This window comes from Paenibacillus sp. MER 99-2, from assembly GCF_023714095.1.
Taxonomy (GTDB): Bacteria; Bacillota; Bacilli; order Paenibacillales; family Paenibacillaceae; genus Paenibacillus.
Genome location: NZ_JAMAUZ010000001.1, coordinates 838,370 through 855,585, shown reverse-complemented (window position 1 = coordinate 855,585; position 17,216 = coordinate 838,370). Strand labels below are relative to the sequence as shown.

13 protein-coding genes are annotated in these 17,216 nt (G+C 44.1%); 1 reads left to right on the top strand and 12 read right to left on the bottom strand.

Features of this window, described 5'->3' with window-relative positions; genetic code table 11:
* Window positions 1-53: 53 nt before the first annotated feature.
* Both M3636_RS03830 and mntR read right to left on the bottom strand, forming a co-directional pair.
* The gene (locus M3636_RS03830; RefSeq protein ID WP_251381311.1) at window positions 54-1,673 is read right to left on the bottom strand and encodes a family 10 glycosylhydrolase; all 1,620 of its coding nucleotides are present in this window, start codon (window positions 1,671-1,673) and stop codon (window positions 54-56) included.
* A 245-nt stretch (window positions 1,674-1,918) separates the two neighbouring features.
* Window positions 1,919-2,347, bottom strand: a complete 429-nt coding sequence (gene mntR, locus M3636_RS03825; RefSeq protein WP_056696954.1) for a transcriptional regulator MntR — start codon at window positions 2,345-2,347, stop codon at window positions 1,919-1,921.
* Between the two features lie 224 nt (window positions 2,348-2,571).
* Between mntR and splB the strand changes: the two genes are divergently transcribed.
* A complete protein-coding gene (gene splB / locus M3636_RS03820) occupies window positions 2,572-3,642 on the top strand; it encodes a spore photoproduct lyase (RefSeq protein WP_128102646.1) in 1,071 nt (356 codons plus the stop codon).
* Window positions 3,643-3,816: 174 nt separating this feature from the next.
* Here splB and M3636_RS03815 read toward each other — a convergent pair whose 3' ends face one another.
* The 10 genes from M3636_RS03815 to pflB all read right to left on the bottom strand — a co-directional run bounded on the left by M3636_RS03815 (window position 3,817) and on the right by pflB (window position 16,775).
* The gene (locus M3636_RS03815) at window positions 3,817-4,530 is read right to left on the bottom strand and encodes a cytochrome c biogenesis CcdA family protein (RefSeq protein WP_128102647.1); all 714 of its coding nucleotides are present in this window, start codon (window positions 4,528-4,530) and stop codon (window positions 3,817-3,819) included.
* 49 nt (window positions 4,531-4,579) lie between these two features.
* Complete coding sequence (locus M3636_RS03810) at window positions 4,580-5,383, bottom strand: metal ABC transporter permease (RefSeq protein ID WP_145408395.1); 804 nt, start codon at window positions 5,381-5,383, stop codon at window positions 4,580-4,582.
* A 57-nt stretch (window positions 5,384-5,440) separates the two neighbouring features.
* Window positions 5,441-6,199 (bottom strand): metal ABC transporter ATP-binding protein, encoded by a 759-nt coding sequence (locus M3636_RS03805; RefSeq protein WP_251381310.1) that lies wholly within the window; start codon window positions 6,197-6,199, stop codon window positions 5,441-5,443.
* 57 nt (window positions 6,200-6,256) lie between these two features.
* Window positions 6,257-7,282: a metal ABC transporter solute-binding protein, Zn/Mn family gene (locus M3636_RS03800; protein WP_251382477.1), complete on the bottom strand. Its 1,026-nt coding sequence runs from the start codon at window positions 7,280-7,282 to the stop codon at window positions 6,257-6,259.
* A 338-nt stretch (window positions 7,283-7,620) separates the two neighbouring features.
* On the bottom strand, window positions 7,621-9,639 hold the full coding sequence (metG, locus tag M3636_RS03795; RefSeq protein ID WP_251381309.1) for a methionine--tRNA ligase: 2,019 nt from the start codon (window positions 9,637-9,639) through the stop codon (window positions 7,621-7,623).
* A 434-nt stretch (window positions 9,640-10,073) separates the two neighbouring features.
* Complete coding sequence (yidD, locus tag M3636_RS03790) at window positions 10,074-10,325, bottom strand: membrane protein insertion efficiency factor YidD (protein ID WP_128102652.1); 252 nt, start codon at window positions 10,323-10,325, stop codon at window positions 10,074-10,076.
* Between the two features lie 2 nt (window positions 10,326-10,327).
* Window positions 10,328-10,792 carry a Fur family transcriptional regulator gene (locus tag M3636_RS03785; RefSeq protein WP_128102653.1) on the bottom strand — a complete coding sequence of 155 codons (465 nt, stop codon included), beginning with the start codon at window positions 10,790-10,792 and terminating at the stop codon, window positions 10,328-10,330.
* Between the two features lie 297 nt (window positions 10,793-11,089).
* A complete protein-coding gene (locus M3636_RS03780) occupies window positions 11,090-13,351 on the bottom strand; it encodes a stalk domain-containing protein (RefSeq protein ID WP_145408397.1) in 2,262 nt (753 codons plus the stop codon).
* Between the two features lie 322 nt (window positions 13,352-13,673).
* Window positions 13,674-14,426 (bottom strand): pyruvate formate-lyase-activating protein, encoded by a 753-nt coding sequence (pflA, locus tag M3636_RS03775; RefSeq protein WP_145408398.1) that lies wholly within the window; start codon window positions 14,424-14,426, stop codon window positions 13,674-13,676.
* A 90-nt stretch (window positions 14,427-14,516) separates the two neighbouring features.
* Window positions 14,517-16,775: a formate C-acetyltransferase gene (pflB, locus tag M3636_RS03770; protein WP_145408399.1), complete on the bottom strand. Its 2,259-nt coding sequence runs from the start codon at window positions 16,773-16,775 to the stop codon at window positions 14,517-14,519.
* Window positions 16,776-17,216 lie beyond the last annotated feature (441 nt).

The following is a 17,216-nucleotide window of genomic DNA, read 5'->3' as shown; positions in this document are numbered from 1 at the left end:
CACTGTATGAGAACAGGGGTTGGTTATATTACGTATATCACACTAAAAAATTTCTATAGTCCGTAATATGCTTTGAGTCTGGCAATCAAGCCCAATGTATTCTTCGTTAGATGCTGTGAGCTGAAGAAGATATCACCTTTGACCAAGTCATACTTTTCATTATAAATGAGCTGGTCTATGATCTCTTGTGAAGTATTCCAACCAATCTCCGAGGTTCCCAGCTTGTAAGGAGCGTGGCCAATGTACAGTTTAACGTTGGTGTTCGCTACCTCATTAACCCACCAGTCCACAACTTTATCATAACGAGCAGCACTCAGTGTCATACTCCAGTACACTTGTGGTGCAACATAATCAATCCACCCTTGCTTGATCCATGTACGAACATCTGCGTGCATGCTGTCATAAGCGGGTACTCCTGCTCTTGTATCCGATCCTGTCGGATCATCTGCTTTGTTACGCCACACGCCAAAAGGACTAATCCCGTATTGAACGTTTGGCTTAACACGATGCACACTCTCTCCAAGTTGCTTCACAAATTGATTAATATTGTCGCGTCTCCACTCCGCACGATCCTTAGTATTCAATGTATTATACGTCTTAAATGCCGCATCATCATTGAACGTAGCGTTAGACGGATAGAAATAATCATCCAGATGTACACCATCAATATCATACTGATTAACCACTTCCATGATCGTATCAATAATATGTTGTCTGGCTTGTGGTATACCTGGGTTGATATAAAGCTTCCCTGATACATTTACAATCCAGTCAGGATGTAATTTGGAAACATGATTTGCTGCGAGTCCGCTGGTACTTGCTGAATTCGTAGCACGGAAAGGATTGAACCACGCATGGAACTCCATTCCGCGTTGATGTGCTTCCTCGATCATGAACGATAGTGGATCATACCCTGGGTCTTTACCTTGAGTCCCCGTGAGAACCGTATTCCATGGTACAAGTCCTGATGGATAGATTGCATCAGCATTAGCCCGAACCTGAACGAATACCGCATTGATTCCCATGTCCTTCAGTGCATCCAACTGCTGAGTATACTCTTGTTTTTGTTTCGTAATATTGTTTCTCGCCCCAGATGACGGCCAATCACCGTTAACTGTCGAAATCCAAGCACCACGCATCTCTTCTGATGCAGGCGTCTGTCCAGTGCCTCCTGGTTCAGCAGGGACAGCTGGGGTTGGTGTAGGCGTTGGTACAGGTGTCGTTGATCCATCGTCAGTTATCAGATCGATAACCTGCTCCGATTGATTCCAATTCACACGAATTCCGAGATTCTCACTGACAAACCGAATGGGAACCATGACACGACCTTGCTTCAGTTCTACTGATGCGTCCAAACCAACTACCGTGTTGTCAACGGTAGCCTGCTGACGACCACTAGTCATGCTGATGACTGAATCAGCCTTTTTGATCGTAACGATACGTGTCGCTTGTGACCATAACACAGAAGCTCCAAGTCCTTCGCTAATGACACGTAAAGGAACCATTGTTACATTTACCTTAGGAAGAATGTAAGGAGCTACATCTGAATCTAAGCGTTGTCCGTCCAAATTAATGACGATTTCCTTCTGTCCTGCTGCCTGTGCTGTCATTCCTGCTGTCTGCAAACCCAGCACAAAAATGAGCAACAGGATTAATCCTTTACGAAACTTCATCGATAGCAATCCTCCATCATTTTTTAAACTCGCGGCAAATTCTGCTAGTTTAATAGACGCTCCTACTGATGGTTTAGTTGCGACATTCACCAAATGTTGGGTAGAAAAAAACCAGCTTACGCGCTTTATCACATTACGATAAGCATCGTTGGCTGGTTTTCATAAGGTTATTAGAAGACTTTTACAAGCATTCATTTGGCATCATTTCATTACTTATGATCTGATTGTGATGTTAGGAATATCTATTACGATTCTGTATTACTCATAACATCCTGCAGATTTTTGAGATCACGCAACCGACTTTCGTCTTGACGGAAATATTCGACTAAAGACTCGATACACGTAATGGAATCCCAGCTAAGATGGTGCTCAATTCCTTCTACGTCCTTATAAATATTTTCCTCTTGAACACCAATCGTCGTCAAAAATTGCTCCAGCAGATGATGGCGCTCCATTAAGCGTTTCCCCATCTTTTTACCTTTTGGAGTGAGTACCAAGCCGCGGTACTTCTCATAGATCAAGTACTCGTCTTTGTCCAGCTTCTGGATCATTTTCGTCACCGATGAAGGATGCACTTCCAGTCCTTCAGCTATATCAGACACACGAGCATAGCCCTTTTCATCAATTAATTTGTATATACGCTCCAAATAATCTTCCATACTGGGCGTTGGCATCTGCTTCCCTCTCTTCTCTCTGATCGGCAGCTGTCCCTGCCTGATCCCTATCTTATAATGATACATGTTATCAATACGCATTGGCAAGTCCTCTGAAACTGCATAAGCCTCCATTACCAATTGGAATGTCTAAAAAACCCCATCCTTACGCAAGTATTGGCACGGTTGACATAACCCTTCTTGAGACAAACTAAGTCCAGTTTCGTATCGAAAGGAGTGTTTATGTGAGTACAAGTGTAGCGCAACCCCCAGTTCGCAAAGCAAAGGGTACTAAACCCTTTATTCCCGATTTAGTGTATTTTGAACCTGGTGCGCTGGATTATGATAAAGGAAAAAGAATCATGGAATGGGTCACCTCTAGAGATATCCCGTACCAGATGACGACATCTCATAATCGGATCACGAACCTCCCCGGTGAGACGGAGCAGGAAAAGTATCGAATGGCCAAACGTACCCTAGTGGTCGGTGTTCGAAAAACTCTGAAATTTGATCAATCCAAACCTTCCGCAGAATATGCTATTCCGATTTCTACAGGTTGTATGGGTCATTGCCATTATTGTTATCTACAAACCACATTGGGTGCCAAACCGTATGTGCGGGTCTATGTGAATACAGAAGAAATTATTGAAGCTGCCAAAGGTTATATTGAGGAGCGGGCTCCTGAGATTACACGATTCGAGGCAGCCTGTACGTCAGACCCGGTTGGTCTGGAACACATTACTGAGAATTTAAGTGATCTGATTCGATTTATGGCTGATGAAGAATATGGGCGATTGCGATTTGTAACCAAATATCATCACGTTGATCCCTTGTTAAACCTGAAACATAACGGTCACACCCGAATCCGTTTCAGTGTTAATTCCGATTATGTCATCAAAAACTTTGAACCCGCAACGTCCCGCTTTGAAGAACGGATCGAAGCTGCTGGTAAGATCGCGCATGCCGGTTATCCTTTAGGATTCATTATCGCCCCAATTATGTGGTACGACGGGTGGGAGGAAGGCTACTCGGAATTGCTGCAAAAGCTTGCAGATACGCTGCCCCATGAAGCGACCAAGGATCTCACATTTGAGATGATCCAGCATCGTTTTACCAAAACAGCGAAAGCGACCATTGAGAAGCGTTACCCCAAAACGAAGCTTGAGATGGATATGGAGAAACGTAAAATGAAGTGGGGTCGCTGGGGGCAGTATAAGTATGTGTATAAAGACGACCAACAAGACGCCCTGCGTGAATTTATTACAGAACGCATTTTCGAGCATTTTCCTTTAGCCAACATTGATTACTTCACCTAAAATTACAAACGATCCAGGGTATGATATGGATACGGACTTCTATATGCATTCATAAAAACAAAAAAACAGGTTGCATGATCCAGAATCCTCTGGGCTCACATGTAACCTGCTTTTTTTATACCTTTATTCATATCCTTTTAGTAAACTCTCGGGTTAACTACATTAAGCCATTCGTTAGATGATCATCCAATCTGGTGTGATACTCTGCAGCCAAATCGTAATTTTAGTCATCTGACCTGTGTATAACAAAATACCCATGAACACCATCAAAGCCCCGCCGACCTTCATCAACACATTCGAATAACGCAAGATCCAGCGCGTTGAACCGATGAAGAAGGCTAATACAAAGAACGGCAATGCAAAACCGACAGTATACCCTGTAATCAATGCAAACCACGTTGTTGGCTCACTAGCGGCCATCGCAATAATCGTAGCTAGAATCGGCCCGATACACGGCGACCAACCAGCGGAGAACCCTATGCCGAAGATAAAAGAGCCAAGGTACCCTGCTGGTTTCCACTTCATATCCATCTTCCGTTCTTTCATCAGAAACTGTGGTTTGAAGACCCCAAGCAAGAACAACCCCATCAATATAATTAAAATAGCTGACAATTGACGAATCAATTCTCGATGATCATTGAAAAACTGACCAAACAGTCCGGCTCCCAGCCCAAGTGTATAAAAAACAGCTGAGAAGCCTAAAATAAACGCCAGCGTATGAGTCAGCGTCTTAAAACGAACTTCTCGCAGATTACGATCATCCTTCAATCGTTGTACCGTCATGCCTGTTATGTAAGACAAATACGACGGATACAGTGGAAGACAGCATGGCGATATAAACGAAGCTACTCCTGCAATAAAAGCCACCCATACATTAACATCAGGCATGATGTGGATGTCTCCCTTCTCCGGGCTCGCTTGCTTACTCGTTCAGTCGTTAGGCACGGAACCCTTTTTTGGCAATCATCGTAAGAATGAGCATCATAATGAGCAGCAATACAATCGTTGCCCCTGGTGCAAGATTCCAGATCCCTGCTACAACCAGTCCAATAACAACGGCAATCTCACCAATGACTACGGACAAAATAATAGCTGATTTGAAGCTTCGCGCCATCAGAAGGCTGACAGCTACCGGAATCGTCAATAATGCTGATACAAGCAGAGCACCAACGATTTTAATGGCTGTACTTATAACCAACGCAGTCATTATTGTAATCAACATGTTTAACAACCGGACGGGTAAACCCGTAACTGCCGCAGCATCTTCTTCAAAACTAAGCAGGAAAAATTCCTTATGTAACAGAGCTACAACGATGACCACAATTAGAGTGACCACCCCTACTAGTTTCAAATCCGTGGCATCCAGTGTATAGATGCTTCCGAACAAATAACTCATAACATCTGTGTTATAGCCTTTGCCTAACGTAAAGAACAGTGACGCCAGCGCTACGCCTCCGGACATGATAATTGCGATCGATAACTCTGCATAGCTCTTGTATGCCTTACGCAGCTTTTCAATCGCAAACGAAGCCAGTACCGCAAATATAAGTCCTACGCCAATCGGATATACTTCAATTAAGAATCCAAGTGCAACCCCGGCAATCGTCACATGAGAGAGCGTGTCCCCAATCATCGACAAACGTCGTAATACCAGAAACAACCCGATCAGCGGAGCAGTAATACCAATTAACAATCCACCGGCTAGTGCCCGCTGAAAAAAATCACTCATTAATATTTCCAAAACATACACGACTCCTTCTTCGGCCTTGCTCTAATCCAACTGCGCCCAACACAGCATCTATTTTACCAAGGAGGTAGTATGCTGTAGATTCGTTTCCGCACAGTCTTCAATCTCATGGGAATGGCGGACATGAAAATGAATTTTACCATTCGTTACAGCCGCCTGCGAACCTAGATAGTTCTCCATCCGATCCATATCATGGGATACCATCAAGAATGTCATCCGGTGGTGTTCATGCATATGGGTAATTAATTCGAAGAAGCTATCTTGTGATTCCGCATCGATCCCAACCGTTGGTTCGTCCAGAATAAGCAAATCAGGATGATTAATCAGCGCTCTTGCAAGAAACACACGCTGTTGCTGCCCTCCAGATAATTGACCAATTCGCTTGCTCGCTAAATCCTCAATGCGCATCACCTGTAAGGCATCTGTACATTGCTGCTGTGCCTTACGCGATATTCTTCGAAACATATTTTTGTTATTGTACAAGCCAGACATGACCACTTCACGCACCGTTGCTGGAAAAAGTGGGTTAAACGCATTCTTTTGCGGCACGTAACCAATTCGCTCCCAATCCTTAAACCGGCGAATAGATTGTCCGAACAGCTTAATATCACCCTGCGCAGGAGGTAATAGACCTACCAACATCCGCAATAAAGTCGTTTTCCCCGCTCCGTTCGAACCAATAATACCAACAAAGTCTCGTTCTTTAACCATAAAATTGAGATCATTAATCACTTTCTGATCTCCATAGGAGAAGGAAAGCTTCTCGATCTCGATGATTGGATCATGACATAGTGGCATGATTTGCTGCATTGCAAAGCCGCCCTTCATTATATATGAGGATTCTAAGTTAAAATCCTTCAGTCTACCTTATTTTAATGCGATCAATAGATTTTGCAAATTTTTTTCCATCAAAGTGAAGTAATCATCACCATTATCCACCTGTTCTTTAGTCAATCCTTCAACTGGATTTAATACCATCGTTTCTACGCCTGCTTCACTCGCGAGTGTTTTGGCAAGTTTATCAGATACAAGCTCTTCGAAGAAAATATATTTAATGCCTTCATCCTTAACGAGCTTCGCCAAGTTAACGATGTCCTGACCAGTCGGTTCAGCATCAGGAGATAGTCCCATAATCGCATGTTGAGTCAATCCATAATCGCGTGCCAAGTATCCAAACGCCTGATGTGATACAACAATTTCTTTGTTTGGAACTTTAGATAATTCTTCCGTAAAGTGCTGATCAAGTGTTACAAGTTTAGCATGCAGTTCTTCATAACGCTCTTCATAAGCAGCTTGGTGGGCAGGATCTGCTTCAACGAGACTATTTTTAATATTTTCTGCCATAATCATAGCGGATTTAGGACTTACCCATGTGTGTGGATCAACATGATGGTCCGCAACTTCTTCAGTCGCCGTTTCTTCATCAGAATGTTCATCTGTGTGCTCATCTGCATGTTCGTCCGCGTGCTCTTCATCATGCTCTGCACCATGTCCATGTCCATCATCACCTTCAGCTGTTAACAGCGTAACGCCTTCACTGACAGCAACAGATTTCACTTGTGTATCACTGTTTAGTGATTTGAGGAAATTCGGAACCCATCCCTCAAGACCTGCTCCATTGTAAAGGAACAATTGGGCTTTGGAGGTATTTACAATATCCTGGCTCTTAGGTGTCCACTCATGAGGTTCAACACCCGTAGGCAGCAAATTAATCACATTAGCATCTTCTCCACCAATAGCCGCTGTGAATGCATACACAGGATAAAAGGTCGTGATCACATTCACTTTATCTTCCACAATCTTGGCATTATTCGATGTATTCTGTCCACAAGCCGTCAAGAGAACCAAGCTAACAATGAGAAAACTGCTCCATACCCATTTCATCCGGTTCATGTCTGTATGCTTCGATAGATGATGCTGTCCATCCTTATTACTGTTAAAAAAACGCATAATTATAATCACTCCGTATTCTCTTAATCGTAAACATTACTGAAAGAATTATAGGGAACCTGTCTCTCATTGTCAAGCCGCTCTCCTATTCATTCTTACCTGGTATACAGAGTTCATAACAATATATGCTTGTTTTCTCACGATCAGATCAGAAGTTACAGCATAACCGAAAAAAGATGACCCGAATTATCGGGTCACCTTCCAATTCATAGCTATATGCTGCTCGATTCAAAATGTCCCTCAGAACAAGTTACATATGCATCTCGGCGTTATATAGCTTCTTATTTAACTTGAGCACCGTTAGGCATGCTATCAGGTACGGTAGCGAGTGTAAGCTGATCTCCGTGGGATGCAGCCAAAATCATGCCCTGAGACAGTTCTCCACGTAATTTTACAGGCTTCAGGTTGGTGACACAGATAACTTTGCGTCCAACCATCTCTTCTGGAGAGTAGAACTTGGCAATGCCAGACACAACCTGACGTTTCTCATAACCGAGATCGAGTTGAAGCTTCAACAGTTTATCTGCTTTTTTGACAGGCTCACATGCAATAACTTGAGCAACACGCAGTTCTACTTTTGCAAAATCATCAATGCCGATCTCTTCTTTGCCTTCTGGCGCAGAAACCGGTTCAGTCGTCTCTGAATTGGCTTGTGGCGTTTCAGATGGTTCTTCTGTTTTCTTACCACCAGTCATCGCCTCGGAGATATAAGCAATTTCCTGCTCGGAGTCAAGACGTGGGAAGATTGGGTCACCCTTCTGCAAAGCATTGCCAGCTGGAATTACGCCCCATTGCTTCGCAGTATCCCAAGCAGTAAGTTCGCCTTCTTGAATACCTAGCTGTTCCCAGATTTTACGCGGAGCACGTGTCAGGAACGGCTGTAGCAGGATGGAAGCAATCCGCAAGCTTTCAATTAAATGAGCCATTACAGAGGCAAGTTCATCGCGTTTAGCTTTATCACGAGCTAATGCCCACGGCTGTGTCTCATCAATATATTTGTTGCTGCGGCTAACGAATTGGCTGATAGCTGTCAATGCAACGGAGAATTGCAGATTCTCCATAGCTGTCTCTACTTTATCCACAGCCGCCTGACCTGCTTCTTCGAGTGATGCATCAAACTCGGTTACACCTGATGTAAACGCAGGCGCTTGACCCCCGAAGTATTTGTCTACCATAGCGACTGTACGGTTCAACAGATTACCCAGATCGTTGGCCAGGTCAGAATTCACACGATCTACGAAGCTTTCTGGTGTAAACGTGCCATCTGAACCAAATGGAACTTCACGAAGCAGGTAATAACGAAGAGAATCCAGACCATAACGATCAATCAAAGTTACCGGATCAACAACATTACCTTTCGATTTGGACATTTTGCCATCCTTCATCAACAACCAACCATGTGCAAACACTTTTTTCGGCAATGGCAGATCAAGCGCCATCAGCATGATTGGCCAATAAATCGTATGGAAACGAACAATCTCTTTACCTACGAGATGAACATCTGCAGGCCAGAATTTATTGTACAGTGTAGGATCAGATGAACCATAGCCTAAAGCTGTAATGTAGTTGGACAACGCATCAATCCACACGTACACGACATGCTTCGGATCTCCTTTTACTTTTACGCCCCACTCAAATGTTGTACGCGAAACAGCGAGATCTTCCAAACCTGGCTTGATAAAGTTGTTAATCATCTCGTTTTTACGGGATTCCGGTTGAATGAAGCCTGGGTTATCCTCATAATACTTGAGCAAGCGATCAGCATATTTACTCATGCGGAAGAAGTAGGATTCCTCTTTCACGAGTTCAACGGGATGTCCGCTATCCGGGCTCTTGGCCGAAATGATCTCACCTTTATCATTCTTCTCTACATCGACTAATTGCGTCTCCGTATAATACGTCTCGTCTGGAATACTGTACCAGCCTTCGTACTCACCTTTGTAGATATCCCCTTGCTTCAGCAAACGGTCAAAGATATCCTGAACTACCGTCTTATGACGTTCTTCCGTTGTACGGATGAAATCATCATTGGAAATGTCCAGCTTGTTCCACAACTCTTTGATGCCTACCACGATATCATCTACGAAAGACTGAGGTGATTGACCCTTTTCCTGTGCTTTACGTTCGATCTTCTGCCCATGCTCATCCGTGCCTGTTAAGTAGCGAACCTCGTATCCACGCAGGCGCTTGTAACGTACCATCGCATCACCAGCTACCGTTGTGTACGCATGCCCAATGTGCAATTTGTCGCTTGGGTAGTAAATTGGTGTTGTTAAATAAAATGTTTTTTGATCAGCCATGAATGACTTCTCCTCCTTTAATCCGTTACACATTTAATTGAACTTGAAAAAGAACACAAAAAACTCCCGTCCCTATGGGACGAGAGTTGTTCTCACGTGTTACCACCCAAATTCCCTGCATCTTTTGCAAAACACAGGCTCTGTCGGTCCTTCGACCGTCCATTAACGCTGGATCACGCCTCAGCCTTACGACAACAGGTCTCAATCCCTGTGTTGCACGCTCGAAAGAGGTTCCTCCAGGACCATTTCCATCCTCCTCCCAGACCGGTTCTCAGCTCATCCGGCTCTCTGCACTGGGGGTGTGTCTGTACTTATCCCTTCAATGGAAATCATTATACGAAAAATATACTGAAATACGGCCCTATTTGTCAAGTTCGTAGCGGCATTCACCTAGCGTGCCCAAATGCATGAAATCTCATTTTGAGAAATGACCTTTAATCCGAAATCACTATAGATTTCTCGGTCTTAGGTGGCACTAAATCGACTCCTCCTGGATGAAAAGGATGACATTTCGCAATCCGTTTCGCAGCGAGCAATGAGCCTTTGAACGCCCCGTGAACTTCGATTGCTTCCATCGCGTATGCTGAGCACGTTGGATAGAAACGGCAGCTCGGTGGCTTCAGGGGAGAAATATAATTACGATAGACCCGTATAGGGGCTTGCATAATTCGACGAGATATTTTCATTTTCAATGTTTCCCATGGGAATGATGATGTCCAGATGCAACTTTGGCTGGTGCATGTTCAGCACAGTCTTTGCAATAACCGAATACTTCAAATTTATGATCCACAACCTGAAATTGTTCGGGCGCGTCTGCGAGTTGCATTGGGCAGAACACGATCGGATATGTCTTCTGACATTTCAGACAGATCATGTGGTGGTGGTGATGATCCTCGCTACAAGAAGCTCTGAACTTCACACCATCTTCAAAAACGACCTGCTCCAATACGCCTAACTCCTGCATGACACGAAGATTACGATACACCGTATCAAAGCTCAGTCCACTATAAGTTTTCCCCATATATTCATAAACATCCTTAGGCGTCAAATACCCTGGAGATTCCGCAAACAAACGAGCCAACGTCTTCCGCTGATCCGTTATGCGAAGTCCCTGCGAGGACATCGTATTAATAATCTGTTCTGTTGACAGCATTACCTAAGCACCTCCTGTCATTCAAGCACTGCAATAATTGTTCAATAGTTTAACAAAATGAAAAAAATTCAACAACTCTCTTATCATAATGCCCTAAATTGAGTTTAGAGTCAACGAAGCTCCTTAATCGCCTATTTTTCACACTGTCTATATTAAAAAAGGACTCCATGAATGGAGTCCTTCCCGACGGTTCAGAAGAAATTAATCCTTCATAGACTTTTGGGGTGACAGGGTATATATGATATAAGCTTCACTCCAAACCGTCTCTTGCTGAAACAATAACATGTTACGGCTCAACTACTTCTCTTGCGGAAGTGGTGTGAACAAAAGGTTTACAGGAAGATTACTTCCTGGTGCAGCCGAGAAGATAATGGTTACACTCTCACCGTAAGAACCCGTACGATGAAGAACACCTTGCTCGTTCGGCGCACTCAGAGATCTGCTGTCACTTGCCAGTTGTACAACCTGACCATTAACAAGCGCAACACCCGAGTACTTACCTCCACGAGGGTTAAATGAAATCAACGTACGTGGAGCCACATTATTGAGCGTGATTTTGTAGAGAACTCCAAAGTTACCTGCGTTGGAAGCAATGGTGTGAGCCATTGGATCTGTTCCTTCCAAGTTTGGATCACTTGAATTGTCTCCGAGTGGAAGACGTGCAGGCTTCGAACCTACTTCTTGATCGTACGTAATTACACGTGTTGCGTTAGGATACGTTCCACGGTTATGAACACCATCACGATCCAGAACTGGCAGCGTTGGTAATGCTTCAAATGGATCTTTGTTTTCGTCAATCAAGATGACGTTATAGTCGAGTGTATAATCGCTGAAAGTATCCGAATAAAGGGAGATAACTTGTCCTTCTTTCATCGGGATTGCATTAAGCTCAGTCAGGATCAGCTTGCTTTCGCCAGGGAGGATATACATTTTCTTCGTATCGGCTCCAGTTTGAATCGACTTGAACCATTTATCAATGGACAATTTACCTGCTACAGTAGCAAACGGTGTAGGGCCGGCAAAGCCCATATTTTGCTGTTCGAACACAGCTGTATACGGGTTGTTGTTTGTTGCGATTACATACATTTTCACTCTTTTACCTGTGTTGTTTACATGGTGAATCATGAAACGTGTTTGCCCGAATGAAGATTCCTGGTACACAATCCCTTCCGTGTTCACGGTTTCTGGGCTGTTACTACGAATCAACAAACTTGGCTCATCCGTGTACGTATAAGGAACTTTCTCCATCGCAGGTACTTCGCCGCCGTTGAAGGTGAATTTGTCACCTACAGGCGTGAACAACTGATTGAAATCGGACAAGCTGTAGAGCGTTTCGCCTGTAATATTAATCGTCTTGGTGTAGCTATCACTTGCACCATGTTTATCCGTAACAGTAATCGTTACGGTCTTCGGACCCGGTACAAAGAATGCGAGGGCATTATTGTCCCATACCGTTTTGGTAATTGCATTTTCGTCATCTGTACTTTGGTCAATGTAGGTGATCTTCTCACCCATTTTGTATTCTTCCTTGTCTGTTGTAAACATGGCTACTGGCGGAAGGTTAGGTTTCTCCACCTTGATCGTCAGCGAGTATGGATCACTCCATTGACCGCTTGAATCTTGGACCGCATAGGTTACCGTATATGTACCTGGTTGGTCAAATATGTCTTGGCGGCCTGTCCAGCGCTCGTCCACAATGTTAAGGCCTTTTGGAGAACTGGATTTCGTTGTATACGTCACTACATCACCCGCAAAAATTTCTTTTTGCACGGCGAAGCTAGCTACTGGCTTTGTATTCAGGTTCAATACTACGGTCTTCGCAGATTGATTAACTGTATAAGTAATGTTGAGCGCCTGTGTAATGGAAGTCAAAGGCACCATAAACGTATTTTTCTCTTGATAAGCAGGACCCTTCATGGATCTTGATTCACCATTTACGGTATAGATCGTGCTGTTTGTCTTAAAACGAAGTTCATCTTCACCACTAATAATAATGGTTTCTTTCGTTGTGTTATCGTATTTCACATCATATCCAACCCGATCTACCAGAGCACGGATTGCGACATAAGATACACCATTTTTGACAGCCATCGGTTGTCCTGCAAGATACGTCTTGCCATCTTGCATCATTTTGTTGCTGTTCATGTACAGCGTCAGATCACCGCCTGTAGTTCCGGAACTCGCTTGATTGCCAGTGGCTGGCTGTTCAACTTCTACCGGTGTAGGTGCAGGAGTTTCTCCCTCTTCACCTTCAGCCTCTGGTGTGTCTGTTTCCGTTACAGGTTCAACTGGAGTTACATCCGTTGCTGTAGGTTCTGTCGTTTCAGGTTGTGTTTCTTCCGTCGCATTATTTTGCTCCGGCTGTGTTTCTGTACCGGTTTTCACTTCCGATTCAGCAATCGTTTGTTCTTTTTTCAAAACCTCCACGGATTTCACTGTGGCTTTATTTACGGGTGTAGTTTCGCTTTGGTCGGTTGATTGTGCGCTAGCTGGAAGTACTGCAAACGCTTGAAAAACAGCTAAAGCGGTAAGTATGGACAAGTTCTTTTTCAGATTCATTCTTTGTCTTTGGCTCCTTCTGCTCCCATTTTATAAATATCCCCCTCAAAAAGTCATACTATTAGACGCTTGTAAACGGGAAAAGTTGCTAAAAATATTTTAATAGAAATGTAAACTTTGAATAATGTGAACAAACCTCGCCAAAACCGTACCTACAAGGCTTTATACGAGTTCACGATTTTATTTCACACTATGAAAATACTGATCTATCAACATTTACACCTGGTATAAACGTTTGAACAGACGTTTTGGTTTCAACCGATGCAAATAAAAAAGCAGCCAAGACGATCCATAATCGCCATGGCTGCTTCTGCATATTTAATCATTGGTCTGAACAAGCTACCCCTGATGTCTCTTCTCTACCTTGCTGGATCAAACGATAAGCTCGCTCAACCTCTTCTTCACTTGGTGATGGAACACCTTCAAGCGGGTACACCTTGCCAAGTGCCTCCCATTTGTAGATTCCCATCTGGTGATACGGAAGAATTTCGAACTTCTCCACCCCGTTTAAAGTACCAATGAATCTTCCAAGGTTAAGTAAGTCCTCTTCGTCATTGTGAATGCCAGGCACATATACGTGGCGTATCCACATTTTACGTCCTTGCTCAGATAGCCACTTGGCTGTCTTCAGCGTTCTTTCATTGGATTTTCCAGTCAACTTCATATGTTTCTCATCATCGATATGCTTCAGATCGAGTAACACTAAGTCTGTGTTATCCAGTAGTTCATGGATACGGTCAGGTTCGTTAAAACCATTACTATCTAGTGTAGTATGAAGTCCCCAGCGGCGTTTGACTTCCTTGAACACTTGGGCTACAAAGTGTGCTTGTAAAGTTGGTTCCCCACCGGATATGGTGAGTCCCCCGCCTGAACTACGATAGTAGGAAAGATAAGGCTCAATTTCAGCCAGTACTTCCTCTACGGTCGTTTCCTTGCCTCCATCCAGTGCCCATGTATCGGGATTGTGGCAATACTGACACTTGAGTAGACATCCTTGCATAAAGAGCACGAAGCGGATGCCGGGGCCGTCAACCGTCCCGAAAGTTTCGAGTGAATGAATATGTCCTTTAACCATGCTGCCTCTTCCTTTCTATATCCGCATCCGCTGTGCGTTTAATTGTTGACCAGATGTTCCACTGGATTCGTTCTTATACTGTAAATTGGTTTACATGGAGCCGTGGAACGTACGGTTAATGACATCGAGTTGTTGTTCACGAGTCAGTTTGATGAAGTTAACCGCATATCCGGAGACCCGTACAGTAAGCTGTGGATAATTTTCCGGGTGCTCCATCGCATCCATTAATTGTTGACGATCAAACACGTTGACGTTCAGGTGATGGGCATTCTGACCAAAGTATCCGTCCATCATCGCAGTCAGATTAGATTTACGTGTATTCTCCTCTTTACCCAGTGCTTTTGGCACAATGGAGAAGGTGTTAGAGATACCATCAAGGCTGTGTTCGTAAGGCAATTTGGCTACTGAGCCAAGGGATGCCAGTGCACCTTTTTTATCACGTCCATGCATTGGGTTCGCACCTGGTGCAAATGGTTCGCCTGCTTTACGGCCATCCGGTGTAGTTCCTGTTTTCTTACCGTAAACTACGTTGGAAGTGATGGTCAGTACGGATTGCGTTGGTACCGCGTTACGGTATGCTTTGTGCTTACGAATCATGCCCATGAAGCTCTCAACCAGTTCAACAGCAATGCTATCTACGCTGTCTTCATTGTTACCGTAACAAGGGAATTCTCCTTCAATTTCAAAATCAACAGCAATGCCTTGTTCGTTACGAATTGGTTTTACTTTGGCATATTTGATTGCACTGAGTGAATCCGCTGCAACCGACAGACCTGCAATACCGCAAGCCATTGTACGAACGATGTCACGGTCATGCAATGCCATCTCGATCCGCTCGTAGCTATATTTATCGTGCATGTAATGGATGACGTTCAAGGTGTTCATGTACAGCTTCGCCAGCCATTCCATCATTGGTTTGAAGCGTTTCATAACTTCATTGTAATCCAGCACTTCGCTTGTAATCGCGGGGAATTCAGGTCCTACTTGTGCTCCAGATTTCTCGTCACGACCACCATTGATTGCGTACAAGAGAGCTTTCGCCAGGTTCGCACGAGCACCGAAGAATTGCATTTGTTTCCCGATCTTCATTGCAGATACACAACAAGCAATACCGTAATCATCGCCATAGATCGGACGCATCAGATCGTCATTCTCATATTGAATCGAGCTCGTTTCGATAGATACTTTACTGCAATATTCTTTGAATGCTTCCGGCAGTTTAGTGGACCAGAGTACAGTCAGGTTTGGCTCCGGTGCAGGTCCCAGGTTATGCAGCGTGTGCAGGAAGCGGAAGCTGTTTTTCGTTACACGTGTCTCACCATTTACGGACATCCCGCCGATGGACTCGGTTACCCATGTTGGGTCTCCACTGAACAGTTCGTTATAGTCCGGCGTACGCAGGAATTTTACAATCCGCAGTTTCATAACAAAATGGTCAACCAGCTCTTGAGCCTGCTCTTCGGTCAGAATGCCTTCTTGCAGATCACGTTCAATGTAGATATCCAGGAAGGATGATACACGTCCCAGTGACATTGCAGCACCGTTCTGCTCTTTGATCGCTGCCAGGTAACCGAAGTACAACCATTGGAACGCTTCTTTGGCTGTTGTTGCTGGCAAGGAAATATCGAAACCGTGCATTTCGCCCAATTGTTTCAGTTCTTGCAAAGCACGAATCTGCTCAGACAACTCTTCACGCAGACGGATAACATCTTCATCGATAACATCCACTTCCAAGGCGTTCAATTCGCCTTTTTTGTTACGAATCAGGAAGTCTACACCGTACAACGCTACCCGGCGGTAGTCCCCGATGATCCGGCCACGACCATAAGCATCTGGTAAACCTGTAATGATCCCTGCTTTACGCGCTGCACGCATCTCGGAAGTATAAGCGTCGAATACACCTTGGTTATGTGTTTTACGAATGTTTGTAAATATATCAATGACACCTTGAGGCATTTCGAAGCCATATGCTTCACATGCATCAATCATCATGCGAATTCCGCCGAATGGCTGAATGGAACGTTTGAATGGAGCATCGGTCTGAACGCCGACAATTTGCTCTTTGGATTGATCCAGATACCCTGGTTGGTGAGAAGTAATTGTTGCAGGCGTATTAACGTCTACGTCAAGGACACCACCGTTATCCCGTTCTTTTTTGGTTAGATCAGATACGATATCCCACAACTCTTTTGTATTCTGGGTTGCACCTTCAAGAAATGCTTCATCGCCATAATATGGAGACAAATTGTGTTCCAAAAAGTCATTCACATTAACGGTTTTAGTCCAAGTTCCTTTGGTAAAGTTTCTCCAGCCTGTTTGTTGTTTGACATCTTTTTCGATCACCGACATCGTAATCCCTCCACTAATTTGGATTTCTGGACACATAACATGCTGCGTCTTCGTATCATTGTGTGTCCAGAGCCGCGATTAATGTGAATTGTTTCACATAAACCGGAACACGTTCTCTCTACTTGGGAACCGGAACCGCGGAATGAATGTTTTTCTTACATTTTCAGTATACGTCTTGGCGATTTCATCATCTGTGATTTTTATCACAAAGTAAGTGAACTAACGCACTCCACCTGCGGTGTGTCATGTTGAACCGTGGGAAATGGTTCACACTGGCCACTCCGCGGACAGAACAACCTTCCGATCGCTGTTATTCCCGGATTTCTCAATTTACTTTCTCAAAGGTGAAAATCCGGGAATAAAGGCGAGCGCTTCGCTTCTTCAGGTTTTTTCTGTCCTCTCCGTTAACGTGTGAACGGGTGGTTCAAACTGCCACATCAC

Excerpts from the sequence above, each read along its gene's own strand:
- M3636_RS03830 (WP_251381311.1), bottom strand. The coding sequence starts at position 1,673 with ATGAAGTTTCGTAAAGGATTAATCCTGTTGCTCATTTTTGTGCTGGGT.
- mntR (WP_056696954.1), bottom strand. The coding sequence starts at position 2,347 with ATGCCAACGCCCAGTATGGAAGATTATTTGGAGCGTATATACAAATTA.
- M3636_RS03815 (WP_128102647.1), bottom strand. The coding sequence starts at position 4,530 with ATGCCTGATGTTAATGTATGGGTGGCTTTTATTGCAGGAGTAGCTTCG.
- M3636_RS03805 (WP_251381310.1), bottom strand. The coding sequence starts at position 6,199 with ATGCAGCAAATCATGCCACTATGTCATGATCCAATCATCGAGATCGAG.
- M3636_RS03800 (WP_251382477.1), bottom strand. The coding sequence starts at position 7,282 with ATGAACCGGATGAAATGGGTATGGAGCAGTTTTCTCATTGTTAGCTTG.
- metG (WP_251381309.1), bottom strand. The coding sequence starts at position 9,639 with ATGGCTGATCAAAAAACATTTTATTTAACAACACCAATTTACTACCCA.
- yidD (WP_128102652.1), bottom strand. The coding sequence starts at position 10,325 with ATGAAAATATCTCGTCGAATTATGCAAGCCCCTATACGGGTCTATCGT.
- M3636_RS03785 (WP_128102653.1), bottom strand. The coding sequence starts at position 10,792 with ATGCTGTCAACAGAACAGATTATTAATACGATGTCCTCGCAGGGACTT.
- M3636_RS03780 (WP_145408397.1), bottom strand. The coding sequence starts at position 13,351 with ATGAATCTGAAAAAGAACTTGTCCATACTTACCGCTTTAGCTGTTTTT.
- pflA (WP_145408398.1), bottom strand. The coding sequence starts at position 14,426 with ATGGTTAAAGGACATATTCATTCACTCGAAACTTTCGGGACGGTTGAC.
- pflB (WP_145408399.1), bottom strand. The coding sequence starts at position 16,775 with ATGTCGGTGATCGAAAAAGATGTCAAACAACAAACAGGCTGGAGAAAC.